Origin of the sequence: Streptomyces sp. NPDC000151 (genome assembly GCF_040301705.1) — a bacterium.
GTDB lineage: Bacteria > Actinomycetota > Actinomycetes > Streptomycetales > Streptomycetaceae > Streptomyces.
On sequence record NZ_JBEPFC010000072.1, the window covers coordinates 1 to 25601 of the forward strand.

Genomic DNA, 25601 nt, shown 5'->3' on the forward strand with positions numbered 1-25601 from the left:
CCCGGCCCGCAGCCGGCCGCCGCCCAGCCGTCGTCCACCGCCCCCGAAGGGGCCCCCGCGCTGCCCGACTCCGAGCGTACGAAGCAGCAGCCGCTGCCCCCGCTCGACCTGCTCGCGCAGCTCACCAACACCCCGCCGCCGCCCGAGACCCCGATCCGTACGATCGTGCGGCGGTTCAAGATCTGGACCCCGCTGGTCCTGCTGCTCCTGCTGGTCTTCGTGGTCGTGCAGGCCGTGCGCCCGCTCCCGGACCCGGCGCTCACGCTGACCTCGGACGCGACGTACTCCTTCGACGGCGGCAAGCCGTCCCTGCCCTGGCCGTCCGAGGGCCAGGCGTACGTCGAGGTGTCCGGCCTGGGCCCGATCGGCTCGTACGGCGCGCAGAAGCCGATCCCGATCGGCAGCGTCGCCAAGACGATGACCGCGTACATCATCATGCGCGACCACCCGATGGAGCAGGGCAAGAAGGGCCCGATGATCCGGGTCGACAAGCAGGCCGAGGAGGACGGCAAGAAGGGCGCGGGCCACGGTGACGAGTCGGTCCTCGACACCGTCAAGGAAGGCGACCACATCTCGCAGAAGGACGCGCTGTCCGCGGTCATGATCCCCTCCGCGAACAACATCGCCCGGCTGCTGGCCCGTTGGGACGCCGGTTCCCAGGAGGCGTTCGTCAAGAAGATGAACGCCACCGCCAAGGATCTCGGCATGAAGAACACCACCTACACCGACCCCAGCGGTCTGATCGAGACCACCGTCAGCACCGCCCAGGACCAGGTGAAGCTGGGCAAGAAGGCGATGGAGATCCCCTCGCTGGTGGACATCACCAAGCTGCCGTCGTGGACCGACCCCTCCGGCAAGACCTGGCGGAACTTCAACACCCTCCCGCCGTACAACAACGCCATCGGCCTCAAGACCGGCTCCACCTCGAAGGCGGGCGGCAACCTGCTCTTCGCCGGCCGGCAGCAGGTCGGCGGCACGACGCAGCTGATCGTCGGCGCGGTGCTCGGCCAGCACCGGCCGCCGATCATCGACACCGCCAACGCCGTCAGCAAGGAACTGCTCACCACCGCCCAGGGCGCCCTGGAGGACCGTACGGTCGTGAAGAAGGGCGACGTCGTCGGTGTGGTGGACGACGGCGTCGGCGGCACCACGCCGGTCGTGGCGACCAAGGACCTCAAGGCGGTCGGCTGGAACGCCCTGACGGTCAAGCTGGGGCTGACGGACAAGGGCAAGACCATTCCGCACACGGCGAAGGCCGGTACGAAGGTCGGCGTGCTGACGGCGGGCAGCGGCCCGGGCCAGGCCAAGGTCCCGGTGGCGCTCCAGAAGGACCTCGCCGAGCCGTCCTTCGGCGCGAAGCTCACGCGCGTGGGCTGACCCGGCGCCCGTCCCGCACATACCGCAACGCCCCGGTTCCGCCGGGGCGTTGCGCGTACGGGGGGCGAGCGATCCGCCCCTGTACGGCTGATCCGCACGGCTTACCTGTACGGCTGACGTGTTCGGCTGAGCGGTAATGTGAAGCGGCGCTGCCGGACCGGAGGCCGGGGGCCGGGGGCCAGGGCCGGGGGCACGGAAGTCCGGGGCGCCAGGCCCGATTCCGACCGCTCGGGAGCCCGTCATCGATACCGCGCTGAACGTCCGGACCGCCACGGGACTCGTACGCGCCGAGCCCGCGCCCTGGACAAGGATCGTGCCGGCGCCGTGCGTGCTGACGCTGGCGCTGGGCCTGTGGGGCGTCCGCCGCCAGGGCAGCATGTGGCGCGACGAGGTCGTCACCTACGACATGGCGCACCGGAGCCTGCCCGAGCTGTGGGACACGCTGCAGAACGTCGATGCCGTACACGGCTTCTACTACCTCCTCATGCACGCCCTCTTCGACGTCCTCGGCGGTGGCGTGACGACCCTGCGGCTGCCCTCGGTACTGGCGATGACCGCGGCCGCCGCGGGGGTCGCGCTCCTGGGGGCGTGGGTGGCCGGGGAGCGCGCGGGCATGGCGGCCGGGCTGGTCTTCCCGCTCCTGCCGCTCGTGCAGGAGTACGCGCAGGAGGGCCGTTCGTACGCGCTCGTCTGCGCGCTGGTCACATGGTCCACGTACCTCCTTGTCCGGGCGCTCGCCGAGAGCCCCGTCACCGTGGACGCGCCGCGGCTCGGACTCTTCGGCGTGCCCGGTGCCGCGCGGCGCTGGTGGACGGGGTACGTGCTCGTGACGCTGGCCGCCTGTCTGCTGCACGAGTTCGCCGTGCTGGTGCTCGCGGCGCACGGCATGACAGTGGTCCTGTCCGGCGTGCCGGGCGCGGTCCGCCGCGCCGTCCGCCGTACCTGGCTCGTCGCCGCCGGCGTGGTGGCCGCCGGTCTCGCGCCGCTCGCGCTGTTCAGTATGGGGCAGTCGGCCCAGCTCGGCTGGATCCTGTGGCCCGATCCCGTGCAGCTGGTGAGCTTCGGGGTGCTCGTGGTCGTGGGCGTACTCTGCGCCCGCGTACCGGTCCGGACACGGGGGCCGGTGCGGCTGCGGCCGCTCGCGCTGCCGCTGCTGATCGTGCCGCCGGCCGCGCTGATGCTGCTCTCCCAGCTCAAGCCGATGTACGTCGACCGCTACGTCCTCTATTGCGTTGTCGGCTTCGCCCTTCTGATGGGCGCTGCCCTGGACCGGGCCTTCCGGCCGCTCGGCGACGACGGCCGGGCCCGCAGGCGGCGCGCGGGGTGGGCGCTGGTGGCCGTACTGGTCGCGCTGCTGCCCGCCGCCGTGTACTTGCGCAGCCCGCAGAGCCGTACGGACGACGCCACCGCCGTCGTCCGGGCCGTACGGGCGGCGGCCGAGCCCGGTGACGGGCTGCTCTTCATGCCGGCCAGGCGGCGGGTGTGGACCCGGTCCGAGCCGGAGCGGTTCCGCGACCTGACCGACCTGGCGCTGTCCCGGGCGCCGGACTCCTCGCGCTCCCTGTACGGCACGGAGGTCTCCGCCGACCGCATCCGGGCCCGAATGCTCGGCACCGAGCGCATCGTCGTCCTCAGCGACCCGCGCGACGAGCCGGAGGACGAGACCTCCGCGGAGATCGTCAAGCGCACCACCCTCCGCGACTCCTTCACCCAGTGCGGCACCCAGGACGTCACCGGCGCCCGCGTCACGGTCTACGCCCGCCCGGGGCACTGCGAGGACTGACAGCTGACGGCGCGGGGGTGCCGAGGGCGCCCTTCCCCGCTTACCAGTCGTCCATAGGCGGCTCTTCCATGTCCCAGTCCCAGGACTCGTCGGAGTCGGGAGCGGCGGTCTTCCCGCCGGCGGTGACAGCGGCGGCCGCCACCGGGGCCCCGCCGGCCGGACCGCCATCCGTACCGACGGCGGCCGAGCTCTCACCGGCCGCCGGGGCACTGCCCGCCTGGCCGTCCGACAGCACCTCCAGGATCGACTCGCCGTACTTCGCGAGCTTGTTCTCGCCGACGCCGTTGACCGTGCCCAGTTCGGCCGTCGTGGACGGCCGGGCCGTGGCGATCTCGCGGAGCGTGGCGTCGTGGAAGATGACGTACGCCGGGACGCCCTGCTCCTTCGCCGTCCGGCCGCGCCACGCCCGCAGCGCCTCGAACACCGGCATCACCTCCGCCGGCAGATCGACCGGCGCCCGCTTGCCCTTCGCGGCCTTCGCCCTGGCCGCCCGGGCCGGCTTCTCCGGCTCGCGCCGCAGCAGGACCTGGCGATCCCCGCGCAGTACTTCGCCGCTCGTCCCGGTCAGCACCAGCGTGCCGTAGTCACCCTCGACCGCCAGCAGCTGCTGCGCCAGCAACTGCCGTACGACGCCCCGCCAGTCGGCCTCCCGCAGATCGGCGCCGATACCGAACACACTCAGCGCGTCATGGTCGAACTGGATGACCTTGGCAGTCTTCCGGCCCATCAGGATGTCGACGATCTGGCCCGTGCCGAACTTCTGGCCGCGCTCGCGCTGCAGCCGGACGATCGTCGACAGCAGCTTCTGCGCGGGCACCGTGCCGTCCCAGGACTGCGGCGGCGCCAGGCACGTGTCGCAGTTGCCGCACGGGGTGCTCTCCTGGCCGAAGTACGCGAGCAGCCGCACCCGCCGGCACTCCACCGTCTCGCACAGCGCGAGCATCGCGTCGAGGTGCGCCGCCAGCCGCCGCCGGTGCGCCTCGTCGCCCTCCGAGCCGTCGATCATCTTCCGCTGCTGGACCACGTCCTGCAGGCCGTACGCCAGCCAGGCCGTGGACGGCAGGCCGTCGCGTCCGGCGCGGCCGGTCTCCTGGTAGTACCCCTCCACCGACTTCGGCAAGTCGAGGTGGGCCACGAAGCGCACGTCCGGCTTGTCGATGCCCATCCCGAACGCGATGGTGGCGACCACCACGAGGCCGTCCTCGCGGAGGAAGCGCGACTGGTGGTGCGCGCGGGTGCGTGGGTCGAGACCGGCGTGGTACGGCACGGCGGCGACGCCGTTCTCCACGAGGAACTGGGCGGTCTTCTCCACGGAGGCGCGGGAGAGGCAGTACACGATGCCGGCGTCCCCGGCGTGCTCCGTGCGCAGCAGGTCCAGCAGCTGCTTCTTCGGCTCGCTCTTCGACGCGATGCGGTACTGGATGTTCGGCCGGTCGAAGCTGGCGACGAAGTGCCGGGCCTGCTCCATCCGCAGCCGCGAGGTGATCTCGGTGTGGGTGGCCTCGGTGGCCGTGGCGGTGAGCGCGATCCGGGGGACGTCGGGCCAGCGCTCGTGCAGCATCGACAGGGCGAGGTAGTCGGGGCGGAAGTCGTGGCCCCACTGGGCGACGCAGTGCGCCTCGTCGATGGCGAAGAGGGAGATCTTCCCCCGGTCCAGCAGGCCGAGCGTCTGCTCCACGCGCAGCCGCTCGGGCGCGAGGTAGAGCAGGTCCAGCTCGCCGGCCAGGAACTCCGCCTCCACGAGGCGGCGCTCCTCCATGTCCTGCGTGGAGTTCAGGAACCCGGCGCGCACGCCGACCGCGCGCAGCGCGTCGACCTGGTCCTGCATCAGCGCGATGAGCGGGGAGACGACGACGCCCGTGCCGGGGCGCACGAGCGAGGGGATCTGGTAGCAGAGCGACTTGCCGCCGCCGGTCGGCATGAGGACGACGGCGTCGCCGCCGCCGATGACGTGCTCGACGATCTCCTGCTGGCTGCCGCGGAACGCGTCGTACCCGAAGATCCGGTGCAGCACCTCCAGGGCCTCGCCGCCCGGCGCCCCACCGGTCCGCGCGTCACCGCCGCCCGGGCCGGGGCCTGCGCCCGTGCCACCCGGGGCTCCGTCCAGCCCATCGTCCACGTCGTTCATGCCAGGCAGCTTACGAGCCCGACCCGCCCCGCCGCTGAGCCTGTGGATAACTCCCCCCGAGCGGGACAGTCAGGGAGCGGGCGAACGCCGAACGGCGTGGGCGATGTCACGCGGAAGAGCAGCACGGGGTGCAAGATCACCGCTCGTACGGTTCGCAGGCCGTGCCGTCGTGATCGCGGTCCAGGTGTTCCGCGTAACCCGGTTCGCCGGACTGGATCGGAGCCGCGCTCGCGTCGCGGGCATCGGCGCAGGTGTCGTAGTACGCCGACGACCCGGGCTCCTCGGATGTCGTTCCGGGCTCCTCGGACGTCGATCCGCCGGTGGCCCGTATCGATGCGCCGGTGATGACACCGTCGGCCACGGTGTACGTGCCGGCGAAGGAGCGCACCGAGCCGTCCGACTGCAGTGCGTCGAGATGGACGGTGACCCGGCCGCCCTCGACGCCGAGGATATGGACGGTGTCCTGCAACGTGTCGGCGAAGCCCTCGGTGAACGCGCTGTACGAGCCACCGAGGTTCTTGCCGCCCAGCGCCCATGCCTGCTGGTAGTCGCCCACGTTGATGGCGTCGAAGTACGCCTCGACGGTGGCCGCGGCATCGCGGACGGTCGCCGGAGCCGACGTCCGTGGCCCCTCCGAATGCTGCGACGGCGGCGCGGGAGCGGAGGAGGAGGCGGGAGCGGGCGGTGCCGAAGTACGTGGCGGGGTGGTGACCGTCGCCGTGCTGGTGACCGTCTTCGAGGCGCTGCCGGACGAGTAACCCGAGGAGCAGCCGCCGAGGGCCAAGGCGACCACGGCCGACCCTGCCAGCAGGCCCGCGGTGCACCGGGATCGTCGTGTGCAGACCGCTCTGGAGGCGCTGAATGCGCGGGTCATGCCGAGTGTGCGAGATATGCCGAGTGTGCGGGACCGGTGCCCCATGAAGATCACCCACCACTATGGGTACGGGGCACTGCTCTCTGGGAACTGCATGGCGCACCCTGCGCGTCGGTCCGGGTGCCCGTTGCTTCATTGTCCGCTGCATGCGGCCGCTGCGCCTGGGGGGCGCGGAGGGCGTGAAGACGGATACGGGGAGCGCGGAGACGGATGCGGGGTGGCGCGGTGCGGCCCCCCGCGCCGTACCGTGTCGCCCCGCATCCGTCCGGTTTTCCGGGCCGCCTACTGGGCGGCGCGGCGGGTGGCCCGCTTGCGGTGGACGACGGTGTAGAAGGTGAGCAGGACGAAGGTGGCGATCTGCAGCAGGCCGGACAGGCCGGTGGCCGCGTCGACCGGCAGCATGTAGATCATCGGGAGCCTGAGGACGGCCTCGGCCAGCATGCCGATGCCCCACACGCACGTCATGATCGTCACCGTGCGCCGGAACGCGGGCTCACCGGCCCACCGCTGGTCGAGTTCGGCCCGGGCCCGCGCCGTGCGGCCCTGTGTGCGGCGGATGACAGCGAAGATCATTGGTCGTCCGGCCACCGCCGTACCCAGGAAGATCAGCCCCGCGAGGCCGGTCGGCACCGAGTCCTTGGCCAGTACGAACCGCGCGTCGCCGCTCACGAAGGACAGCAGCAGGCCGACGCCCCATACGGAGAGCATGAACGCGGCGAACACATCGAAGCGGCGCGGGAGGAACGCCACGTATGCCACGCGGAGCGCGGCCGCGAGGGTGGCGCCGAGCATCGAGACGTACACGCTCGTGCCGAACGCCCGCAGGGCGTAGTACGCGCCGATCGACAGCCCCACGTCCCAGACGAGGGTCGAGATCGTCTCCCAGAGGCCGGTCGACCAGCGCTCGCCCTCGCGTGGGCTGGTGGCGCTCGCGCCCCTTTGCTGCGCGCCGGGCTCCGCCGGCCGCCCCGATGCCGTCTCCGATCCGGCCGTCTCCGATCCGGCCGTTTCCGATCCCGCCGTCTCCGGTCCCGCCGTTTCCGATCCCATGGTCTCCGCCCCCGTATGCACCGTTACTTCTCCTTGCTGCGCTTGCTGGCCGTGCTGCGCTCGCTGCCCTTGCCGGTTGTAACCGTCGTAGTACGTGGTCGCGCTCATCGCTCGCCCCCGTCGCTGCCGCGTCCCCCGTCGCTCGCCCGCTCCCCGTCCGCGAGCCATGACCCATGGAAGCCTGCCGGGACCGCGCGCGGTAGGTGAATCGAGGCCACGGGGGCCGCGGTGAGGTCGGTGGCGTCCAGGACGAGGAGTTCGGAGCCGGCGCCCGAGCGGTCGGTGACGAGCGACAGCAGCCAGCCCTCGTCCTCGGCGCGCGCGTCCCGAGCCGGTACGAACACCGCCTCGCCGACCGCCCGGTCCGGACCGACGTCGTGCACCTGGCGCTCGCCGGTGGTCACGTCGTACCGGACCACCGCACCGCTCGGCTCCTCGGACGCGAGGTAGAGGTACCGGTGCGCGCGCCCCACCCGTCCGGCGTGCACGGTGGGGAACTCGACCGCGAGATCGTCCAGGGCCGCTTCGCCCACGGCGCCGGTCACCGGGTCGAGCGTCCACCGGTACAGCACCGGCCCGGCCGCGGCAGAGCCGCTCGCCCCCGGGCCGCCGATCGTCGCCCACAGATCGTTGAACGTTCCTCTGTCGTACCGCACGGCGTCCAGCACGATCCGCCCCGCCGCGTCCTCCCGGGCGTTGCCCACGTGGAACACGTAACAGGGCTCGATCTCGAACCACCGCACCGGACCGTCGCCGGACCGTTCCATCACGCCCAGCCGCGCCCCGTACGCGTCGTTCCACCGCATCGGCATGCCCCCGCCGCGCAGCGCCGTGTCGAACGTGACCGGAAGGTCGAGCCAGATCACATACCGCTCGGTGATCGCGAAGTCGTGCATCATCGTCGGCGCCGGCACGTCCACCACCCGGCTGAACTCCAGCTCGCCGGCCGCCGACATCCGGTGGTACGTGACATACGGAGGCGTCAGCGCGTACCCGAAGAAGTGCAGCTCCCCGGTGTCCGGGTCCTCCTTCGGGTGCGCCGTCATCGCGGTACGCAGCCGGCCTCCGAAGTCCTCGGGGCCGACCGTGCCGAGCTCGGGCGTCATCCGGTACGGCAGCCCGCCCTCGCACAGGGCCAGCAGCCGGCCGCCGTGCTCGATGACGTGCGTGTTGGCCGGGTTGGCGGCCAGGTCGGGGGTGCCGTCGGGGCGCGTGGCGGGGGCGCCGGCGAGGCGCGTGGTGCGCACCCAGCGGTTGCGGTACCACTCGGCGCGCCCGTCGGCGATCCGTATGCCGTGCAGCATCCCGTGCCCGAGGAACCAGTGCCCGCGGAACCAGTGCCCGCCGCCGTCCGAAGAGGACAGTGAAGAGGGCAGTGAAGAAGCCAGCGAAGAGGGCAGCGGATTGGGGCCGTTACGGAGGTAGCGGCCGTTCAGCTCCGGCGGCAGGGCGCCGCTGACCGGCAGGTCGTACGCGTCGATCTCGTCCGGTACGGGCGTGAGATGCCCGGCGAGGGCCAGGCCAGCCCCCGTCCCGGCCGCCCCGATTGCCGTCGCTTCGACATCCTCGACCTCTTTGGCTATCGCGTCGCCCATGCCCCGTCCCCCGTACTCCTCGTCCGTGCGTACAGCGTCTTGCCGCCGCACCGCACTCCAGATTGGACATGTAGAAAGTGACACGTGGCACGGCACGTGTCAACTTCTACCTGTTGTCCGGCTAAGGTGATCGCAGCAAGGGAAGGGCGGAGAAGACGCGATGTCGCTGCGGTACGCACTGCTGGGACTGCTGGCCGACGAGGCCGGCAGCGGCTACGAGCTGACCAAGAAATTCGAGCGGAGCCTCGACCGGTACGCCTGGCACGCCAAGCACAACCAGGTCTACCAAGAGCTCAACCGGCTGGCCGCCGACGGCCTCGCCGAGGTCGTCGAGGAGGGGGCGCGCGGCCGCAAGACGTACGCGATCACCGAGGCCGGCCGCGCGGACCTGCGGCAATGGCTGCTGAACCCGCCCCGTAACCCGGTCGTACGGAACGAATTCGTACTCCGGCTCTTCCTCCTCTTCGCGCTGGACCCGAAGGAGGCGCGCGCCGTGCTCGCCGATTACGCGGCGAACGCACAGCGCGATCTCGACGCCCTGTCCGCCCTGGTGGAGTCCGTGGACGTCGACCTGACCGACGGCGTACTGCCCGATCCCCTCGCCTTCGGACACCTCGCCGCCGGCTTCGGCCTCCACATGCTCCCCGCCTCGCGCGACTGGGCCCACTGGGCCATCGCTCAGATCGACAACCAGATCGACAACCAGGTCGACAACCAGATGGGCGAGGGCGGGCCGCAAGAGGGTGGCCCGGCGGACGGCCCGGCAGACGGCCCGGCAGACGGCCCGGTGAACGGGCCCGCGGACGACGGACCGCACCGCGCCTGACCGTCAACCTCGGACCGCTTCTGCCCTGTTAGGGGGGAATGCTTGCCGGGGGCATGTAGGTCGCGGTCGCCCGGCGACGGCCGTTGCAGGATGAGGCCCGTTCGTGCCGTCGTCGTCAGCAAGGGCAAGAGGTGCTGTTCATGGCCATGACCGTCAACGAGATCGATCTCCCGCCGATCTTCTGCCCCCTGGAATCCGCCAGGCACCCGCGTGCCCACATCGTCGACGAACGGGCCAAGGAGTGGATCCGGACCAGTCCCATGTGCGCGACGGACGAGGAGCGCACGTGGGTCACCGCCTCGTGCAGTACGGACTTCTTCGCCCGGTTCGCTCCCGACGCCGCCACCGACGACCGCCTGCTGTGGACCTCGCTGTGGGTGTACTGGGGCTTCGCCTTCGATGACAACCGGTGCGACAACGGCCCGTTCAGCACCCGGCCCGCCACGTTCAGCGCGCTGGCCGGCCGTGTGCAGCGCGCGCTGGAGGCGCCGTCCGCGCGGGACGAGTCGGACGGGTTCATCCCGGCCCTGCAGGAGATCGCGGCACAGTTCCGCTCCTTCGGTACGCCCCTCCAGGTGCGGCGGTTCGTCGCCGCCCACCGCGCCTGGCTCTCCGGCGTGACCTGGCAGGTCGGCAACGCCGCGGCCGGCCGGATGCCGGGCCTCGACGAGTACGTCGCCATGCGGCTGCTGTCAGCGGGCGGCGAACCGCCGTTCGCCATGCTGGAGTTGGCTACCGGCCTTGAGGTGCCCGCCCAGGAGATGGAGCAGCCGGCCGTCCGCGCGCTCACCGAGATGGCCATCATGGTCGCGGCGCTGGACAACGACCGGCACTCCCTGCGCAAGGAGTTGGCCCGCGGCCAGACCGACCAGAACGTCTACAGCGTGCTGATGCACGACACGGGCCTGCCGCTCCCGGAGGCCGTCGCGGCCGCCACCCGGCTGCGGGACCGGGTACTGCTGCGCTTCATGGCCGTGCACGACCGGGTGCGGGCGCAGGCCGGGCTGGAGCTGAGCAGCTACCTGCAGGGCCTGCGGTACGGCATCCGGGGCAACGCGGAGTGGGGACTCCGGGTGCCGCGTTACCTGAGCCTGGGGCGCGTACCGGACCCCATGGACGAGGCGCCCCTGGAGTGGGCCGAATCGCCGGCGGACGACGACCGGTCGGCGCCTCGGGGGCTGCCCACGGTGGCGTGGTGGTGGGACGACGCGCTGCTCGGCGTGTGATTCCAGGTTTGAGACCTAAGGTTTCATGCCTCATGCCTCAGGACTCAGACCGCAGGCCTCAGGTCTCAGATCTCAGGAATCCGCCTCTCAGCTTTTCACGCAAATTGATTTTCGGCTGTCCTGCCAACTTCCTTTGTTTCGCCGCTCAGTCGTCCCCCTTTGAGGGAAGAAACGCGGAAACTCCAGGAACCCCGTGATTGCGGACGGTGCCGCTATTAAGGTTTCGGTGTCCGGCATAAATCCCGCCCCACACAAGGAGAATTCATGTCGTTCCTGCGACGTGCCGCGGCCGCATCCGTGATCGCTGTCGCCCTCGCCACGTGCGGTGCCGCTCCGTCCGCGCTGGCTGCCCCGTCCGCGTCGTCCGCGTCGTCCGCGGTTCCCTCGGACGGGGAGCCCGGCGGCCGCCCGATCCAGATGGGCCCGTTCATGTTCCCCTCCACGGGCCAGGTCCAGGGCGGGTTCGGCTGGAACACCTCGGGCGGTGGGTACTGAGGCGTCGGTACCAGGCGCCGGTAGCCGTACGCAGTACCGGCACGACGCGGTGAGGTGGGTCCGGCAAGCGAGCCGGACCCACCTCACTGTCCTATCCAACTGTCGTACCCACTCGGCCCTTCCGCTCCGCTGAGCGCTTGAGACCGCTCCGCTCAGCGTTTGAGTCCGCTCCGTTCCGCTCAGCGCTTGAGCGTGGCCGCGCTGGCGAGCAGTACGACGATCACGCACCCCAGGATCAGCAGCGCGTCCCGTACGAAGAGGCCGGTCACCCCGTCGTGCCGGGCGGCCTCGCCGGCGGCCTGCACCGCGTACGTCATCGGCATCACCTTGGCCACCGCCGACAGCGTCCCGCTCATGTCCTCGCGCGGTACGAACAGCCCGCACACGAGGAACTGCGGCAGTACCCCGGCCGGCAGGAACTGCACCGCCTGGAACTCGTTCCGCGCGAAGGCGCTGACCAGGAGGCCCAGCGCCAGCCCGAGCAGCGCGCCCAGCATCGCGATGATCATGAGGAGATACGGCGGCCCCTTGATGTCCAGACCGAGCGGCCCCACGGACAGCAGCGTCGCCAGTACGGCCTGGAGCAGGGCCAGGAAGCCGAACGCCAGGCTGTAACCGAGCACGATGTCCAGCCGCTGCACCGGCATGGTCAGCAGCCGCTCGGCGGTCCCGGAGGTGCGCTCGCGCAGCGTCGAGACCGAGGCGACCAGGTACATCACGATGAGCGGGAAGATCCCGAAGACCTGCGGACCGATGCGCTCGAAGGCGCCGTCCGCGTCGTCGAACATCAGCTTGAGGATCACCATCAGCATGCATGGGATCGCGAGCATGAGCGCGACGCTGCCGCGGTCGCGGGCGATCTGCTGCAGCACCCGTTGCGCGGTGGCGAGGGTGATGCCCGGGGTGAGCGGCAGGGCGCGGGCGGTGCGGACCGCGCGGGACACGACCGACGGCCGGTACTCGGTTCTCATGTGCTGAACCTCCTCAACCTCGGCACTCCGATGCGAAGAATGATGCGTGGGGATCGGGGAGCATGGCACCGTCGAAAAGCGGCTGGGCGGGGGGCGGGACGGAGTCCGGGGGAGCGGGGGCGGGCGCCGACTCGGGGACCGAATCAGAGGCCGATCCCGGGGCCGAATCAGAGGTCGATTCTGGGGCCGATCCCGGGGCCGATTCCGGGGCCGGCTCGGGGCCCGATGACGTGGGTACGGAATCGGCGTGGCCCGGTGCGGACGTGGAGGCGGCGTCGTCCGCCGTCCTCGCCTCCGGCCGTACCAGCCGCATGAACGCGCCCTCCACGCTCGCGCAGCCCGTGTGCGCGAGCAGTTCCGACCGCTCGCAGGAGGCCAGCAGCCGGCCGTCGCGCATGAGAAGCAGCCGGTCACAACGGTCAGCCTCGTCCATGACGTGACTGGAGACGAGCAGGGTGGTCCCCTCGTCGGCCAGCCGCCGGAAGACGGCCCACAGCTCCTGTCGGATGAGCGGATCGAGGCCCACCGTCGGCTCGTCCATGACCAGCAGCTCCGGCGAGCCGAGCAGCGCGACGGCCAGCGAGACGCGCGAGTACTGGCCGCCCGACAGCCGCCCGACCGGCTGGTCGGCCCAGTCCGCCAGGTCGACCTCCTTCACCACCCGCACCACGGCGTTCTCCCGGCGCCAGCCCCGCAGCCCCAACGCGGCCGAGAAATACCGCAGATTCTCGAGGACCGTCAGGTCGGTGTAGACGGACGGCGCCTGCGTGACGTACCCGACGCGGGTCTCCAGGGCCGCGGCACCGGCCGGATGGCCGAGTACCTGGACGTGCCCCGCCGCACACGCCTGAATTCCGACGACGGACCGGAGCAGCGTGGTCTTTCCGCAGCCGCTGGGGCCGAGCAGGCCGACGATCGCACCGCGGGGCGCGGCGAAACTGATGTCGTCGAGAAGGGCCCGGTCCCCGCGCGCGACCCGGAGGCCGTACACACTGATCGCCGGTGGTCCGCCGGCCGACGGTTTTTTCGGCTGAAGGGTGTGCTGTCTCTGTTCCAAAAATCTGCCGCCCCCGGCTGGGTCCCGCAATATCCGCCAAGAAAGCGCAATGGCCACTAGAAGAAACGGCTGCGGGCCTTATGGGTTACGTCCCCGAACGTATCGATCGCGCCTCGATCGCGCCCGCCACCGAATTTCCGTTACTCCGTCGGCCAATGGCGCTCCGCCGGCCATCAGCGATCCGGCCGCGCCATCAGTGATCCCGTCGTGTCGTCAGTGATCCCGCCGGGTCATCAGCACGGCGAGGTCGTGCAACTGCCGGTACACCGACGGTACGGGCTCCGCGCGGGCCAGCGCCCGCATCGCGGCGCCCACCTGCCGCCTGGCCTCCACCGCGGTCGCCTCGCGCCCGCCCGCCTCTTCGATCAGCTCGGTGGCCGTCACGATGTCCGCAGCCGACAGCGGCTCCGTACGGTCGTACAGCTCCGCCAGCCGTCGCCCGGCAGGCCCGTTGTCGGCGAGCGCCACGACCACCGGCAGCGACTTCTTCCGGGCCGCGACGTCCGCGCCCACCGGCTTCCCGCTGCGCCGAGTGGTGCCCCAGATGCCCAGCAGGTCATCGACGCACTGGAAGGCGATGCCCAGATGCCGGCCGAAGTCCCGCAGCCCGGCGGTGCGCGCGTTGGACGCGCCGGCCAGCAGCGCCCCCAGCGCGCACGCGCAGCCCATCAGCGCGCCCGTCTTACCGGCCGCCATCTCCAGGTACTCCTCGGCGCGCACCCGCGGCGTGCTCTCGAAGGCCACGTCCTGGCTCTGGCCGCGCAGCAAGTCGTCCAGTGCGCAGGACAGTTCCTTGGTGGCCGCTGCGGCGTGCGGGGTGGAGTCGGCGGCCAGTACGGCCAGGGCGCTGATGAGCAGGGCGTCACCGGTCAGCACCGCGGCCGGCGTACCGTACTGCCGCCACACGGCGGGCCGGTGGCGACGCAGCGGATCCGCGTCGATGACGTCGTCGTGCAGCAGCGAGAAGTCGTGTACGAGTTCGACCGCGACGGCCCCCGGGACCACGCTCTCGGCGGGCGCGCCGACAGCCAGCGCGGACAGGAAGACCAGGGCCGGGCGGACGGCTTTCCCGCCGCGGTCCGTGGCCGGCTCGCCGGCCGCGCTCCCATCGGCCCCGTTCCAGCCGCGGTGGTACCCGGCGACCTCCCGCTGCGGCGCGGGCAGCTCCTCGACGACCCGGCGCAGCGCGGGCGTGACGAGCTCCCTCGCCCACCCGAAGAGGACCGCGTCAGCGCCGCCTCCTCCGATACCGTCGGCCGCGCCGGACGCGCTCCGGGGCGCGGCAGCGGCCATGCTGCTCAGCGCGGTCACGTACGCCCCCCGCCCGCCGGCGCCCGCCGATGTCCCTCCGACACCCGGCGACTCGATCCGCCGGACCCGCAGGGGTACCAGGGGGCCTCCAACATGGTCGTCGTACGCGCTCCGACCAACGCGTACGGGCGCGCAAAGAATTCGTGTGGCACGCATCCCACCTAATCGCGCCCGCCCACGCGAATCCCCCCACGGCCCGCTCCACCACCCCAAGATCACTGAAGCGGCGTAAGAACTCCCGCGCCACAACGCTCATCACACAGTTCACGACCACCAACAGCACGCACCAACAAGCGACTTGACAAAACGTTCCGCCGCCCGCGCTGTCGTGCGGTAGCAAAGCGTTGATCTCGATGGCGCCGTCAGTTGCCGCGCCAAATGTTGTCGAACGCGGCATCCTCGATGGCCCGCCGCTGCCGTACGGCCTCCAACTCCATCAACGCGTCATGCACCACGGCCAGCACCATCACCACCGCCTCGTCACCCACGCTCGGCGCCTCCTCCTTCTCCTCGCCCTCCCCGCCCTCCCCGTCGTGAATCCCGACGGCCGAGGCGAGAGCGACGAGAGTGGGCTCACCCGATGCCCATCGGTCCACCGCCAAGCGCCGCTCGGGCGAATCGACCAACCCCACCTGCCCGGCCCGAACGACCATCCAGCGACGGCGCTCCCGAGCAATCTGCCCGTCCGCCTCCAGCGCGGCCAGATACGTCGAATACAGCCCACGCCCCCTCCGCCACAGCCAGTCCTCAACCGACTCGTACGGCACTTGCCGGACAAGCGACGACGCGGCATCGTCCAACAGTCGATCAGCGATCGCCGGCCGGTGCCCCGGCACGATGAGCTCACCGTCCACCCCGACGGCCTCGGCGGCCAGAAGATCAATCAACTCGGCCCCCGCCAACGCCAGCGACAGCTCGCCTTGCTCCAGAGGCCGCCCGGACGGCACATCCAAAGCGATGATCACCAAATCCCGTGCAGTGGTCATGGACGACTCCATCCCAAACACCCCCGCAAGCGACCACTCGCCGCCCCCACCCAGGCTAAACAACAACCCCCCCCAAGGCCGCCGAAACCAGCCCCTGCCCGATCCGCACACGGCCCGGCCGCCTACAAGCCAAAGGGCCAGCTCGAGAGGCTGTCGCCTCCGAACTGGCCCGCTGGCGGCACGTGGACTACCCGGACGATGCCTCACGTGAGGAACGGCGGCGAGCCGTGGCGACCAAGTCGCACCGGACGGTCAACGTGCCGGGGCCGTTGGGGAAGATCATCGAGCAGATGATGAGCCGGAATCCCGCCGACCGGCCGAGTAGCGCGGATGTGTGCCAAGAGCTGCACAACGCGCGCTGAGTCCCGATGCCGCATCCATCCCCGGTCCATCCTCAAACCATCGCCACGTTTCCGTAGAGATGGGGCATCTATGGGGCGTTCAGGCACGAAGTGGGCCCTCCGTTCGAGTGAACGGAGGGCCCACAACTCTCTGACCTGCGGCACAGCTTGTGCCCCCGGCAGGATTCGAACCTGCGACACCCGCTTTAGGAGAGCGGTGCTCTATCCCCTGAGCTACGGAGGCGGGGCGGTCAGTGGTGGTGCGGTGCCCTGGGTGAGGGGCTGCGCGCACCATCGGCTGGCCGTGAACAGGGTAGCGGATGGGGTCGTGCCCGGTCTCGCCGCCAGGTGATGGGTCAGGTGGGGAAGTTCCAGCTGACGGTGCCGTCGGTGGTGACCAGGGCGGCCAGCACGATGAGGTCGGCGACGCCCAGGGTCATGCCGAGGAGGGCGCGGCCGCGCCGGTCGGTGCCGCGGAAGAGGGCGAGGGCGCCCAGGATCAGCGACAGCGGGCCCAGGACGACGTTCATGACGAGCAGGCCCACCAGGCCGAGGATGAAGGAGGCCACGGCCATGCCGTCGGCCTGGTTCGCCTTGCGGCGGGAGGTGGTTGCGCTGTCGGGCGCGGTGCGGTTGTCCGTACGGTGTTCGGTCTGCTCGGTCTGCTCGGTCTGCTCGGTGTGCGCCTCGGGCTCGTCGGTGCGGGTTTCGGCGCGGTGGGTGAGCGTGGTCATCGACGGGCCTCCTTCGTGCGGTACTCGCGGATGGCGAAGATCAGCAGCCAGACCGCGATCGCGGCGGCCGCGGTCAGCGTCGCCCCGAGCGGGAGATGTGCCGCGGTGCCCAGGAGGACTCCCAGGAGGAGCAAGGCTGCGACGAGGAAGATCATTTCTGGCCCTTCCGAGTGAGGTGAGTGGCCTTGATCGACACTTAGGTGAACAGTTGGTGTGACAGTTGTTCACTGACTTACGAGTCTAGCGCGACCCCGGGGTGGATCGTGTCGGAGAACGGATGTTTACTGAATGGCATGAGTCACACCATCGGCGTCCGGCAGGCCCAGAAGCAGAAGACCCGGCAGGCGCTCCTCGACGCCGGGCTGCGGCTGCTGGCGGAGCAGAGCCTGAGCAGCCTCGGGCTGCGTGAGGTGACGCGGGTGGTGGGGGTGGCGCCGGCGGCGTTCTACCGGCACTTCCGGGACATCCCCGACCTGGGCGTCGCGTTGGTCGAGGAGTCGCTCGGCAGCCTGCACGTCGTGATCCGGGCGATCCTCGCCGAGCAGCCCGGCGCCGAGGAGCGCATCGACCGTACGGTCGCGGTCGTCGAGCAGTACGTACGGGAGAACCCGGCGCATGTGCGATTCATCGCGCGGGAGCGGCACGGGGGCGTACGCGCCGTGCGGAAGGCGATAGCGGCGGAGCTGGCGCGGTTCGCCGCGGAGGTGGCGGCGGGGCTCAGGGAGCAGCCGGTGTCGGACGCTTGGAGCGACGACGACGTGCTGATGCTCGCCGAGATGTACGTCGATCATCTGGTGATGACCGCTTCGGCGATTCTGGACGCCGCGGATGTCGTGGACGCCGCGGATGCTGCGGACGCCGCGGATGCCGCCGATGACGATGGCGCTGCCGCTTGTGATCGGGTCGCGGAGCGTGCTCGTCGTCAGCTCCGGCTCATCAGTTTGGGGCGGATGCATTGGACGGATTGAGGCAGACCCGCTGGCGAGGTTGATGACCAGTACCCATGACCAGTACCCCTTGGTGGCCCTGTGCTCCTCGCGCCGTCAGTGGCGTTTTGGAGTGGTGATTCGTACGCGGAAGGTGTCCGAGGCGTCCGAGGTGTGCGAGGTGTCCGAGGCGTTTGAGGTGTTCGAGGGGGGCGCGTCGGGCGGGGGGTTCCGCAGTACCGAGAGTGTGAGGCCGTCGGCGTGGAAGGTCTGGCCGGGGCGGTACGTGGCATCGGTCAGGCCTGCGCGGACGTTCGGGTCCTTGCGGTAGCAGCCGGCGCTCTTCGGGGTGGCGTCCGAGACGCGGACCGGGCCCCTGCCCGAAGGGGTGTCGGTGGTGACGCGGTAGATCAGGACGCCGGGGCGGCACGCGGTGGGGTCGAGCGGGCCGGTGCGGCGGGCCTCTACGACGTAGGCGCGGTACCGGGAGACGGGGATGACGACGATCTTCGTTCCGCCGGGTACGGAGGCCGGGGTGAGCCGGTGGGTGGTGACGGTGCCGGGGTGGCGTACGCAGTCCACCTGGTCCGGGGCCAGCCAGCCCAGCTTCCACTTGTGCCAGCCCAGGAAGTCGTTCTCCGGGCCCCAGTCCACGTCCATGGGGTCCCAGTGGCCCACCGGGTGCGGATCGGCGCGCCCGTCGGTGAAGTACAGGTCCGGCAGGCCGAAGGAGTGGGCGTTCTCGTGGTTGAGGACGCGGTAGGCGCTCGGGCCGGTCTGCCGGCTCCAGATGAACGAGACGTTCCTGAGCTGCGTGCCGTCGCCCGTCCGCAGGCCCAGCGGGCCGCCGCTGAAGGTGACGGACCAGACGTTCTCGGTCGCGGGTGGCCCGGCGTTCGGTGTGACCAGGACGTTGACCAGGTCGTAGGCGCGGAAGTCCACGTCGCGGTCGACGGCGCGCACGATTTCCTTCGCCACCGCGTAATAGCCGTTGTTCGAGGCGGGGTTGAACGAGGTGCCGCGCCCGATGTCGTACGAGGCCAGCGGGCGGGACATGCGTATCCACTTCAGGACGGGTGTCGAGCGGTAGTCGAGCGTGCCGTAGGAGCTCTGGCGGAAGAAGCGGGGGACGGCCGGGAAGAACTCGCCGTAGCGCGCGCGGGGGCTGATCCCGGCGCGTACGTCGGGGAAGTCGACGAGCACCGTGAGGGCCCGTACGCGGCCGGTGGCGCGGGTGAAGCCGCGGGGAGTGGCGGCCGCCTCCGACACGCCGGTGGTGGCGCCGGGGAGGGCGCAGGGGCCGGAGGGGAAGGCCGCGGAGGGGGCGCGGGGGGAGCGCGTCGGGGGGCCTGTGGGGGAGTGCGGCGGAGGCGCTGAGGACGTCTCGCGTGCCGTCGTCCCCGGCTTCGTTCCCGGTTTCGTTCCCGTTGGGCGGGGAGTGGGGGCGTCCGTCCGTTCCCGGGTGTCCGGGGGCGGGGAGGCGGCCGGGCGGCTGTCGCCGTGCCGGGCGGTGCCGGAGGGGCGGGGCGCGGCGGCGTTCAGGGCCGGTACGGCCAGCGTGGCCGCCAGGGCCGTGGTGGCGAGCAGGGCGGACGGTATCTGCCTCATGTGCTCACCCTGGGGCGGCGGGCGGCGGCCTGCCCGTCGGGTTACGTCATCCGGTGACGGGAGTGGTTTTCGCGGGGGCGCGGGGAAGTGACGCAGGTCACAAGGCGTGCGGGAAATAACCGGGGAGCCGGTCCCCGTTTAACCAGGCGTCCGTGCGAAACGGGGACCCGCTCCCCGGTTTCGCCCCGCAGCCCAGGAAGTACCCGAAAGTACCCGGAAGGAGTGAGCCGACGTGACTGTCACCCGTACCCCCGCGGCCAAGGCGGCGCAGCCCCGACTGCGGGCCGATGCGCAGCGCAACCGGGACCGGATCGTCGCGGCCGCTCGCGAGACCATGGTCGAGCACGGGGCCGATGTCCCGCTCGACGAGGTCGCCCGCCGGGCCGGCGTCGGCAACGCCACCCTCTACCGGCACTTCCCGGAGCGCGCCGACCTGATCCACCACGTCACGCTCTCCGTCATGGACCGCACGGCGGACCGTGCGGAGTGCGCGCTCGCGGCGGAGGACGACGCGTTCCAGGCGCTCCGGGTCTTCGTGCACGCCGCCGTCGAGGAGCGCATCGGAGCGCTCTGCCCGCTCCTCTCCGACGGCGTCGACAAGGACCACCCCGACCTGCTCGCCGCGCGGGACCGCCTGGAGCGGGCCGTCGAGGCCCTCATGGGTGCCGCGCGCGAGAGCGGCCGACTGCGTACCGACATCGCCGTCGGTGACCTGATGGTCGCGATCACCCAGCTCACGCGGCCGCTGCCGGGCAGCGGCTGTGTCGACTTCGACAAGTTCGTACACCGCCACCTTCAGCTGTTCCTGGACGGCCTGATGGCTCCGGCGAGGTCCGAACTGCCCGGCTCGGCGGCGACGTTGGACGACCTCCGGCAATGTCGCCGGTGATCCAAAACCGGTGAGCCGAAGGTCCCGGCGGCCGTTCCCTCAATTCTTCTGACTCGCGTCACAAGCTCCGCTTTACACGTCCCTTTTCGTACTTCTCCGCACCCTAGGTGGGCCCACCCATGTCCGAAGCCGTTCCCAAAGCCGCCCAGAAAGCCGGCTCCAACGCCGTCCCGAACGTGGACCCCCGGCGCTGGAAAGCGCTCATATTCATCGCCCTCGCCCAGCTCATGGTCGTGCTCGACGCGACGATCGTGAACATCGCGCTGCCCTCCGCCCAGGCGGACCTCGGGATCTCCGACGGGAACCGGCAGTGGGTCATCACCGCGTACGCGCTCGCCTTCGGCGGGCTGCTGCTCTTCGGTGGCCGCGTCGCCGACCTGTGGGGCCGCCGGCGCACCTTCGTCATCGGCCTGATCGGCTTCGCCCTCGCCTCCGCGCTCGGCGGCGCCGCGGGCAGCTCCGGGATGCTGCTCGGCGCCCGCGCGCTGCAGGGCGTGTTCGGCGCGCTGCTCGCCCCGGCCGCGCTCTCGCTGCTCGCGGTGACCTTCACCGAGGCGCGCGAACGTGCCAAGGCGTTCGGCATCTTCGGTGCCATCGCCGGTGGCGGCGGCGCCGTCGGGCTGATCCTCGGCGGCGTACTGACCGAGTACATGGACTGGCGCTGGACCTTCTTCGTGAACATCCCCTTCGCCGTGGTCGCGGCGATCGGTGCGCTGCTGGTCATCCGGGAGCCCGCCGAGGGCCGTAATTCCTCCCGGCTCGACGTGCCCGGCGTCATCCTGGCCACGGCCGGACTGGTCTCGCTCGTGTACGCGTTCACGCGTGCCGAGACCGACGGCTGGAGCTCCGCGCCGACCATCGGCCTCTTCGTGGCGGCCGCTGTGCTGCTGCTGGCCTTCGTGGTCGTGGAGTCGCGGGTGAAGGCGCCGCTGCTGCCGCTGCGCGTGGTCACCGACCGCAACCGCGGTGGCGTCTACGCCTCGCTCGGCCTCGCCGTGATCGGCATGTTCGGTCTCTTCCTGTTCCTGACCTACTACTTGCAGATCGTGAAGGGGTACACGCCGGTCACGACCGGTCTGGCCTTCCTTCCGATGATCGCGGGCATGATCACCGGCTCGACGCAGATCGGCGCCCGGCTGATGACGCGGGTCCGGCCGCGGCTCCTGATGGCGCCCGGCTTCCTGCTGGCCGCGATCGGCATGCTGTCGCTGACCCGGATCGACCTGGACAGCTCCTACCCGGCGCTGATCCTGCCCTCGTTCCTGCTGCTCGGCCTCGGTATGGGCACGGCCTTCATGCCGGCCATGTCGCTGGCCACGCACGGTGTGCAGCCGCGCGACGCCGGTGTCGCCTCCGCGATGGTCAACACCTCGCAGCAGGTGGGCGGTGCGATCGGTACGGCGCTGCTCAACACCATCGCGGCCGGCGCGACCACGGCGTACGCGACGGCGCACGCAGCCGGTGCGCGCTCCGCCGACGTCCTCAAGCTGCAGTCGATGGTGCACGGATACACGGCCGCCATCTGGTGGGCCGCGGGCATCCTGCTCCTCGCCTCGGCGATCGCCTTCGTCTTCGTCACCACGGGGCGGCCCGGTGCCGGTACGCCGGCGGCGAGCTCGGAGGACGGCGCGGACGCGGCCGAGGACGTGCCGGTACCGGTGATGGCGCACTGACGCAGACGTGCAGAAGGGGCGCCCCTCGGGCGCCCCTTTCGCGTGCGCGTGGGTTCAGCGCAGCCAGGGCAGGTCGGCGCCCTGCGGCTGCAGGCCGTCCGCCACCGACCGGCAGATGTCGGCGAGTTGGCGCACCTGCTCCGGGGACAGCCGGTCGAACAGCGCGGCCCGTACGGTCGCGACGTGGCCCGGCGCGGTCTCCTCCAGGACCTTCAGGCCCTCGTCCGTGAGCACGGCGTTCTGGCCGCGCTTGTCGGAGGGGCAGTCCTCACGGCGGACCCAGCCGTTCTTCTCCAGGCGGGCGATCGCGTGCGAGAGCCGGGACCGGGTGATCTTGGCGTTCTGGGCCAGCTCGGTCATCCGCAGCCGCCGCCGCGGTGCCTGGGAGAGCTGGACGAGCAGGCCGTAGTAGATGTGCGGCATGCCGGCATCACGCTGCAGCTGCCGGTCGAGGTGGTCTTCCAGGAGCGTGGTGGCGTGCAGGTACGACTGCCAGGCGTACTGCTCCTCGTCGCTGAGCCAGCGCGGCTCACCGGCCATGTCGTTGCTCATACCATCCACTGTCTCACTGCTCCCGCAATTCTTGAAGTTTTAACAAGGAGTGGAGCGAAATGGAGAGGGTGGACAGGGGAGTGAAACGACGCGTCAGTTTTTCGGGGGGATGAGGGCGACCGCCTGGTGGGCCGCCCGCAGCGCCTCGGGGCGGCCGGTGGCTGTGGCCACGTCGAGCGCGGTGTCCGTCAGTTTGATGGCGTGCTCGTCGCCGTGCGCGGCCGCCCGTTCGAAAGCGTCGGCCAGGGCGTCGGGCAGAGCGTCGGCCAGCGCGTCGGTGCCGGGCGCGGCCTCCGGGGCGCTGGCCGTGGCGGCGGCCCCCGGCCGCCGGCGGCGGGGCGCATACGCGGCCGTCACCGCCGCGCTCGCGGCCCACGCGGCGTGCAGGCTGGGCACCCAGAGGTGTTCGGGCAGCGCGGGGAGCGTCCGTAGGACGGCGTTCGGGGCGGTCGCCGCGTGCACCAGCATCACGGGCTCGGCGGCCGCGTCGACCGCGTACCGGGCCGTGGCGGCCGCGACGACGGCGGCCAGCAGCGCCCTGGCGTCCGCAGGCCCGTCAGCGGGCCGCAGGGCCGCCGCCGCGGCCGGCCAGCCCGGCGTGTCCGCCAGCTGGGCCAGCCGCCCCCGGATGCCGCCCGACTGATCCGGTACCGGCGGTACGCCCCACAGCGCGTCCTGCGGGTCGTACTGACCCGCAGGGGCCGGTACCCCGTCGAGCGGCAGCCGGCGCGCCGCCCAGTAACCGAGCGCGTGCGCCAGTTCCGCCACCCGCGGTTCCTCCTCGCCGTCCTCCATGAGCGTGCGGACGGCGTGCCCGACCCTGATGACGGGGTGTGTGGCGGCGCCCGCGATACCGGGGAGCAGCCGCGGCCACCACTCGGCGAGCACCTCCCGCCAGGGCCGGTCGGCGAGCTGCCGGCCCATGTACGCGGTCCAGTCGGTGACCCGGCGCGGGTCGCCCAGCGCCTCCCGCCAGTTCGCGTCGGTGACCGCGGTGTCGGCGGCCGGGCGGTCCTCCAGCTTGGTCTCGTAACGGTCGAGCCAGCGGTGCACGGAACCGGCCCGGCCGTGCCGGACCAGCGCCTCGACCGCCATCGGGCCGTGGTTGCTGAGGTAGCCGTGGAACTCCGGCCCGTGCGTGTGCAGTCGCTCCAGGGCCTCGTCGAGAGTGCCGCTCGCGGGGTGCGGGGTGCCGCTCGTGGTGTCCATGTGCCGAGGCTAGGGACGCGGGCGCGCGGGCGTAACGGACCGTGGCCCCAACGCCCCTCGAACGGCCGCCCTACGCCCATGGTCGTACGGCCGGCGACACGCGGAATGCCCTGCGGCCGCCCTTCGTTGTGCAGGCGGACGAGGACATACTGCGAGGGCATACGGGGCGACGCGCCCCGCTGTCCACGCAGGTCCACTCGACATGCCACGCACATCGACGCCCCAGGAGGCGCAGCGATGCCGCTCACCGTGGAAGAACGTGACCAGTTGCTCGCCGAGCCGCACGTCGCCGTGCTGGCTGTGGAGTCAGGAGGCGCTCGCGCCCCGCTGGCGGTGCCGGTCTGGTACAGCTACCGGCCCGGCGGCGACTTCCTGGTCTTCACCGGCCGTACGTCCCGCAAGGCGCGGCTCATCGAAGCGGCGGGGCGGTTCTCGCTGGTCGTGCAGCGCACCTCGCCGACGTACCGGTACGTCACGGCGGAGGGCCCGGCGAAGCTGGTCCCGGTCACCGCCGAGGACGTCGAGGAGGTGGCCGGGCGGTACGTGCCTCCGGAGGGCGTGGCGGATTACGTACGGCAGGCGCTCTCCGGGGACGGCGACGAGGTGGTCGCCGTCGTCCTCACTCCGGAGCGCTGGATCTCGGCGGACGCGGGTTCGTCCTGAGGTGGTCCGGAGAGCCTGACCGTGGACCGAAAGGCCCGAAGGCCCGACCGTGACCCGAAGGGCCCGACCGTGGCCCGCACGGTCCGACCGCGGCCCGACCGTACGCACCGTCCGGCGCGGCAACGACGACGTCCCGCCGATCGTCGACGCCCCGCCGACCGTCGGCTGACGACGGGGCGGGGCGGCGTGGGGTCTCTCGGGGCGTGGTTACCGTCGCGTCCCCGGAGCGCCGTGCGTACGGAAGAGGTACAGGGCCACGACCAGCATGATCACGCCGAAGAGGGCGCCCATGCCCGATGCCTTCAGGGCCGTCGACGTCCCCGCGAGGCTGTAGAGGAAGCCCATCGTGGCGCCGAACATCACGCCGTACGAGAGGGCGCGGACCTCGGTGATCATGCGGGACTGGCTGTGCATCAGGGCCAGCCCGAGGACCACGGTCACCGCGGTGGCGAGCAGGCCGAGCACGAACGCGTGGACGCTGGACGAGCCGGTGCTGTGGTCGAGCAGCCCCGCGTAGATGCCGTAGGCGATGCCGCCCGCGACGGGGACCCCGGTCGTGACGGCCAGGTGGTGGCGGGGGGCCGCGGCCGTGGTGGCCGTGGAGCGGGTGCGAGCGTGCGTCTGCATGACGGCTCCTCTCTCTCGCCCTCCCTCCAGGCGACACCCGGGCCCGGCCGGCGTCAACCGGAGCCGAGCTCCTTCTCGTACCAGGCCACGTCCCAGTAGCGGCCGAATTTGCGGCCGACCTCCGCGAACGTACCGGCGTGCCGGAAGCCGAAGCGGGCGTGCAGGGCGGCCGAGCCGGGGTTGGGCAGCGCGATGCCCGCGTACGCGCGGTGCACGTCCTCGCCCTCCAGGGCCTCGAAGAGCGCCTTGTACAGCAGGGTGCCGACGCCGCGCCCGGTCGCCTCGGGCGCGAGGTAGACCGTCGTCTCGACCGAGGTGCGGTACGCGGGCTTCGGGCGGAAGGGGCTGGTGGTCGCGTACCCGAGGAGGCGGCCCTGCCGCGCGCCATCGGCCGCTGCCGGTCCCTCCGCGCTCTCCCGGGCAACCAGAAGGCGGTGCGGGCCGTCTTCGGGGTGGGAGAGGAGCCAGGGTCTCCGCTCTTCGGGGGTGAAGGGCTCGGTGTCGAATGTGATGGCCGTCTCACGGATGTAGTGGTTGTAAAGCTCCGTGAGGGCCGCCAGATCGGCCTCGGTGCCCGGCCTGACCTGCACTTCCCCGCACTCCAGCGGCATGGGGCCTCCCTCGGTGGGGACGCAGGGTACTGCATGATCAGAAAAACGACGGGTCGCCGTGGGAATTCTGTCCGGTTTCCAGCCGTTGT

At 71.4% G+C, this 25601-nt stretch carries 25 protein-coding genes, 1 tRNA gene and 1 pseudogene; 11 read left to right on the forward strand and 16 right to left on the reverse strand.

Annotated features, from left to right (window positions below; all coding sequences use genetic code 11):
• The coding region (locus ABT381_RS20535; RefSeq protein WP_502965712.1) for a D-alanyl-D-alanine carboxypeptidase family protein at nt 1–1377 on the forward strand (1377 nt) is incomplete at its 5' end.
• Nucleotides 1378–1690: 313 nt separating this feature from the next.
• Nucleotides 1691–3160 (forward strand): glycosyltransferase family 39 protein, encoded by a 1470-nt coding sequence (locus tag ABT381_RS20540; RefSeq protein WP_351596089.1) that lies wholly within the window; start codon nt 1691–1693, stop codon nt 3158–3160.
• 40 nt (nt 3161–3200) lie between these two features.
• Here ABT381_RS20540 and recQ read toward each other — a convergent pair whose 3' ends face one another.
• Together recQ and ABT381_RS20550 are read right to left on the reverse strand one after the other, a co-directional pair.
• Nucleotides 3201–5288, reverse strand: coding sequence for a DNA helicase RecQ (recQ, locus tag ABT381_RS20545; RefSeq protein WP_351596091.1), 2088 nt, complete (start codon nt 5286–5288; stop codon nt 3201–3203).
• Nucleotides 5289–5424: 136 nt separating this feature from the next.
• Nucleotides 5425–5844, reverse strand: coding sequence for an excalibur calcium-binding domain-containing protein (locus ABT381_RS20550; RefSeq protein ID WP_351596094.1), 420 nt, complete (start codon nt 5842–5844; stop codon nt 5425–5427).
• A gap of 4 nt (nt 5845–5848) precedes the next feature.
• On the opposite strand from ABT381_RS20550, the gene ABT381_RS20555 reads away from it, so the two are divergent.
• Nucleotides 5849–6046: a hypothetical protein gene (locus tag ABT381_RS20555; RefSeq protein WP_351596097.1), complete on the forward strand. Its 198-nt coding sequence runs from the start codon at nt 5849–5851 to the stop codon at nt 6044–6046.
• Between the two features lie 398 nt (nt 6047–6444).
• Here ABT381_RS20555 and ABT381_RS20560 read toward each other — a convergent pair whose 3' ends face one another.
• Both ABT381_RS20560 and ABT381_RS20565 read right to left on the reverse strand, forming a co-directional pair.
• Nucleotides 6445–7320, reverse strand: coding sequence for a VC0807 family protein (locus ABT381_RS20560; protein WP_351596100.1), 876 nt, complete (start codon nt 7318–7320; stop codon nt 6445–6447).
• On the reverse strand, nt 7317–8807 hold the full coding sequence (locus ABT381_RS20565; RefSeq protein WP_351596103.1) for a carotenoid oxygenase family protein: 1491 nt from the start codon (nt 8805–8807) through the stop codon (nt 7317–7319). Before ABT381_RS20565 ends, ABT381_RS20560 begins: the two co-directional genes overlap by 4 nt.
• 160 nt (nt 8808–8967) lie before the next feature.
• Here ABT381_RS20565 and ABT381_RS20570 point away from each other — a divergent pair, with 160 nt between their 5' ends.
• From ABT381_RS20570 to ABT381_RS20580, 3 genes are all read left to right on the forward strand, one after another.
• Nucleotides 8968–9633 carry a PadR family transcriptional regulator gene (locus ABT381_RS20570; protein ID WP_351596106.1) on the forward strand — a complete coding sequence of 222 codons (666 nt, stop codon included), beginning with the start codon at nt 8968–8970 and terminating at the stop codon, nt 9631–9633.
• A 140-nt stretch (nt 9634–9773) separates the two neighbouring features.
• The gene (locus ABT381_RS20575; RefSeq protein WP_351596109.1) at nt 9774–10859 is read left to right on the forward strand and encodes a terpene synthase family protein; all 1086 of its coding nucleotides are present in this window, start codon (nt 9774–9776) and stop codon (nt 10857–10859) included.
• A 264-nt stretch (nt 10860–11123) separates the two neighbouring features.
• Nucleotides 11124–11354 (forward strand): hypothetical protein, encoded by a 231-nt coding sequence (locus ABT381_RS20580; protein ID WP_351596111.1) that lies wholly within the window; start codon nt 11124–11126, stop codon nt 11352–11354.
• 179 nt (nt 11355–11533) lie between these two features.
• Here ABT381_RS20580 and ABT381_RS20585 read toward each other — a convergent pair whose 3' ends face one another.
• The 4 genes and pseudogenes from ABT381_RS20585 to ABT381_RS20600 form a co-directional block, all read right to left on the reverse strand.
• Nucleotides 11534–12325, reverse strand: a complete 792-nt coding sequence (locus ABT381_RS20585; protein WP_351596113.1) for an ABC transporter permease — start codon at nt 12323–12325, stop codon at nt 11534–11536.
• A gap of 268 nt (nt 12326–12593) precedes the next feature.
• A pseudogene (locus ABT381_RS20590) lies at nt 12594–13322 on the reverse strand (ABC transporter ATP-binding protein); the annotation flags it as partial.
• Between the two features lie 273 nt (nt 13323–13595).
• Nucleotides 13596–14693: a polyprenyl synthetase family protein gene (locus tag ABT381_RS20595; protein WP_351596115.1), complete on the reverse strand. Its 1098-nt coding sequence runs from the start codon at nt 14691–14693 to the stop codon at nt 13596–13598.
• Nucleotides 14694–15055: 362 nt separating this feature from the next.
• Nucleotides 15056–15679 carry a GOLPH3/VPS74 family protein gene (locus tag ABT381_RS20600; RefSeq protein ID WP_351596118.1) on the reverse strand — a complete coding sequence of 208 codons (624 nt, stop codon included), beginning with the start codon at nt 15677–15679 and terminating at the stop codon, nt 15056–15058.
• A 227-nt stretch (nt 15680–15906) separates the two neighbouring features.
• Between ABT381_RS20600 and ABT381_RS20605 the strand changes: the two genes are divergently transcribed.
• On the forward strand, nt 15907–16041 hold the full coding sequence (locus ABT381_RS20605; protein WP_351596121.1) for a hypothetical protein: 135 nt from the start codon (nt 15907–15909) through the stop codon (nt 16039–16041).
• A 150-nt stretch (nt 16042–16191) separates the two neighbouring features.
• On the opposite strand, the gene ABT381_RS20610 is transcribed toward ABT381_RS20605, so the two are convergent.
• The 3 genes from ABT381_RS20610 to ABT381_RS20620 form a co-directional block, all read right to left on the reverse strand.
• Nucleotides 16192–16264: transfer RNA gene (locus tag ABT381_RS20610), tRNA-Arg, on the reverse strand.
• A gap of 112 nt (nt 16265–16376) precedes the next feature.
• Nucleotides 16377–16754 (reverse strand): DUF4190 domain-containing protein, encoded by a 378-nt coding sequence (locus ABT381_RS20615; protein WP_351596124.1) that lies wholly within the window; start codon nt 16752–16754, stop codon nt 16377–16379.
• On the reverse strand, nt 16751–16909 hold the full coding sequence (locus ABT381_RS20620) for a hypothetical protein (RefSeq protein ID WP_169749851.1): 159 nt from the start codon (nt 16907–16909) through the stop codon (nt 16751–16753). The genes ABT381_RS20615 and ABT381_RS20620 overlap by 4 nt, the downstream gene beginning before the upstream one ends.
• Before the next feature lie 138 nt (nt 16910–17047).
• On the opposite strand from ABT381_RS20620, the gene ABT381_RS20625 reads away from it, so the two are divergent.
• On the forward strand, nt 17048–17722 hold the full coding sequence (locus ABT381_RS20625) for a TetR family transcriptional regulator (RefSeq protein ID WP_351596128.1): 675 nt from the start codon (nt 17048–17050) through the stop codon (nt 17720–17722).
• 75 nt (nt 17723–17797) lie between these two features.
• Here ABT381_RS20625 and ABT381_RS20630 read toward each other — a convergent pair whose 3' ends face one another.
• Nucleotides 17798–19288, reverse strand: coding sequence for a M6 family metalloprotease domain-containing protein (locus ABT381_RS20630; RefSeq protein WP_351596131.1), 1491 nt, complete (start codon nt 19286–19288; stop codon nt 17798–17800).
• 232 nt (nt 19289–19520) lie between these two features.
• Between ABT381_RS20630 and ABT381_RS20635 the strand changes: the two genes are divergently transcribed.
• Nucleotides 19521–20177: a TetR/AcrR family transcriptional regulator gene (locus tag ABT381_RS20635; protein ID WP_351596134.1), complete on the forward strand. Its 657-nt coding sequence runs from the start codon at nt 19521–19523 to the stop codon at nt 20175–20177.
• Between the two features lie 119 nt (nt 20178–20296).
• Complete coding sequence (locus ABT381_RS20640; RefSeq protein WP_351596137.1) at nt 20297–21850, forward strand: MFS transporter; 1554 nt, start codon at nt 20297–20299, stop codon at nt 21848–21850.
• A gap of 54 nt (nt 21851–21904) precedes the next feature.
• On the opposite strand, the gene ABT381_RS20645 is transcribed toward ABT381_RS20640, so the two are convergent.
• Together ABT381_RS20645 and ABT381_RS20650 are read right to left on the reverse strand one after the other, a co-directional pair.
• Nucleotides 21905–22402 (reverse strand): MarR family winged helix-turn-helix transcriptional regulator, encoded by a 498-nt coding sequence (locus ABT381_RS20645; RefSeq protein WP_351596140.1) that lies wholly within the window; start codon nt 22400–22402, stop codon nt 21905–21907.
• A 93-nt stretch (nt 22403–22495) separates the two neighbouring features.
• Nucleotides 22496–23611 carry a questin oxidase family protein gene (locus ABT381_RS20650; protein ID WP_351596143.1) on the reverse strand — a complete coding sequence of 372 codons (1116 nt, stop codon included), beginning with the start codon at nt 23609–23611 and terminating at the stop codon, nt 22496–22498.
• Nucleotides 23612–23848: 237 nt separating this feature from the next.
• On the opposite strand from ABT381_RS20650, the gene ABT381_RS20655 reads away from it, so the two are divergent.
• A complete protein-coding gene (locus ABT381_RS20655) occupies nt 23849–24274 on the forward strand; it encodes a pyridoxamine 5'-phosphate oxidase family protein (RefSeq protein WP_351596146.1) in 426 nt (141 codons plus the stop codon).
• 207 nt (nt 24275–24481) lie between these two features.
• Here the strand turns inward: ABT381_RS20655 and ABT381_RS20660 are convergent, their stop codons facing one another.
• Together ABT381_RS20660 and ABT381_RS20665 are read right to left on the reverse strand one after the other, a co-directional pair.
• A complete protein-coding gene (locus tag ABT381_RS20660; RefSeq protein WP_351596149.1) occupies nt 24482–24901 on the reverse strand; it encodes a hypothetical protein in 420 nt (139 codons plus the stop codon).
• A 53-nt stretch (nt 24902–24954) separates the two neighbouring features.
• On the reverse strand, nt 24955–25512 hold the full coding sequence (locus tag ABT381_RS20665; RefSeq protein WP_351596151.1) for a GNAT family N-acetyltransferase: 558 nt from the start codon (nt 25510–25512) through the stop codon (nt 24955–24957).
• Nucleotides 25513–25601: the final 89 nt, after the last annotated feature.

Bases quoted from the DNA above. Each gene is read 5' to 3' on its own strand.
- ABT381_RS20585 (WP_351596113.1), bottom strand. From the start codon at position 12,325: ATGAGAACCGAGTACCGGCCGTCGGTCGTGTCCCGCGCGGTCCGCACC.
- ABT381_RS20645 (WP_351596140.1), bottom strand. From the start codon at position 22,402: ATGAGCAACGACATGGCCGGTGAGCCGCGCTGGCTCAGCGACGAGGAG.
- ABT381_RS20560 (WP_351596100.1), bottom strand. From the start codon at position 7,320: ATGAGCGCGACCACGTACTACGACGGTTACAACCGGCAAGGGCAGCGA.
- ABT381_RS20630 (WP_351596131.1), bottom strand. From the start codon at position 19,288: ATGAGGCAGATACCGTCCGCCCTGCTCGCCACCACGGCCCTGGCGGCC.
- ABT381_RS20625 (WP_351596128.1), top strand. From the start codon at position 17,048: ATGAGTCACACCATCGGCGTCCGGCAGGCCCAGAAGCAGAAGACCCGG.
- ABT381_RS20660 (WP_351596149.1), bottom strand. From the start codon at position 24,901: ATGCAGACGCACGCTCGCACCCGCTCCACGGCCACCACGGCCGCGGCC.
- ABT381_RS20575 (WP_351596109.1), top strand. From the start codon at position 9,774: ATGGCCATGACCGTCAACGAGATCGATCTCCCGCCGATCTTCTGCCCC.
- ABT381_RS20640 (WP_351596137.1), top strand. From the start codon at position 20,297: ATGTCCGAAGCCGTTCCCAAAGCCGCCCAGAAAGCCGGCTCCAACGCC.
- ABT381_RS20655 (WP_351596146.1), top strand. From the start codon at position 23,849: ATGCCGCTCACCGTGGAAGAACGTGACCAGTTGCTCGCCGAGCCGCAC.
- ABT381_RS20600 (WP_351596118.1), bottom strand. From the start codon at position 15,679: ATGACCACTGCACGGGATTTGGTGATCATCGCTTTGGATGTGCCGTCC.
- ABT381_RS20620 (WP_169749851.1), bottom strand. From the start codon at position 16,909: ATGATCTTCCTCGTCGCAGCCTTGCTCCTCCTGGGAGTCCTCCTGGGC.
- ABT381_RS20580 (WP_351596111.1), top strand. From the start codon at position 11,124: ATGTCGTTCCTGCGACGTGCCGCGGCCGCATCCGTGATCGCTGTCGCC.
- ABT381_RS20555 (WP_351596097.1), top strand. From the start codon at position 5,849: ATGGCGTCGAAGTACGCCTCGACGGTGGCCGCGGCATCGCGGACGGTC.
- ABT381_RS20650 (WP_351596143.1), bottom strand. From the start codon at position 23,611: ATGGACACCACGAGCGGCACCCCGCACCCCGCGAGCGGCACTCTCGAC.
- ABT381_RS20565 (WP_351596103.1), bottom strand. From the start codon at position 8,807: ATGGGCGACGCGATAGCCAAAGAGGTCGAGGATGTCGAAGCGACGGCA.
- recQ (WP_351596091.1), bottom strand. From the start codon at position 5,288: ATGAACGACGTGGACGATGGGCTGGACGGAGCCCCGGGTGGCACGGGC.
- ABT381_RS20615 (WP_351596124.1), bottom strand. From the start codon at position 16,754: ATGACCACGCTCACCCACCGCGCCGAAACCCGCACCGACGAGCCCGAG.
- ABT381_RS20570 (WP_351596106.1), top strand. From the start codon at position 8,968: ATGTCGCTGCGGTACGCACTGCTGGGACTGCTGGCCGACGAGGCCGGC.
- ABT381_RS20665 (WP_351596151.1), bottom strand. From the start codon at position 25,512: ATGCCGCTGGAGTGCGGGGAAGTGCAGGTCAGGCCGGGCACCGAGGCC.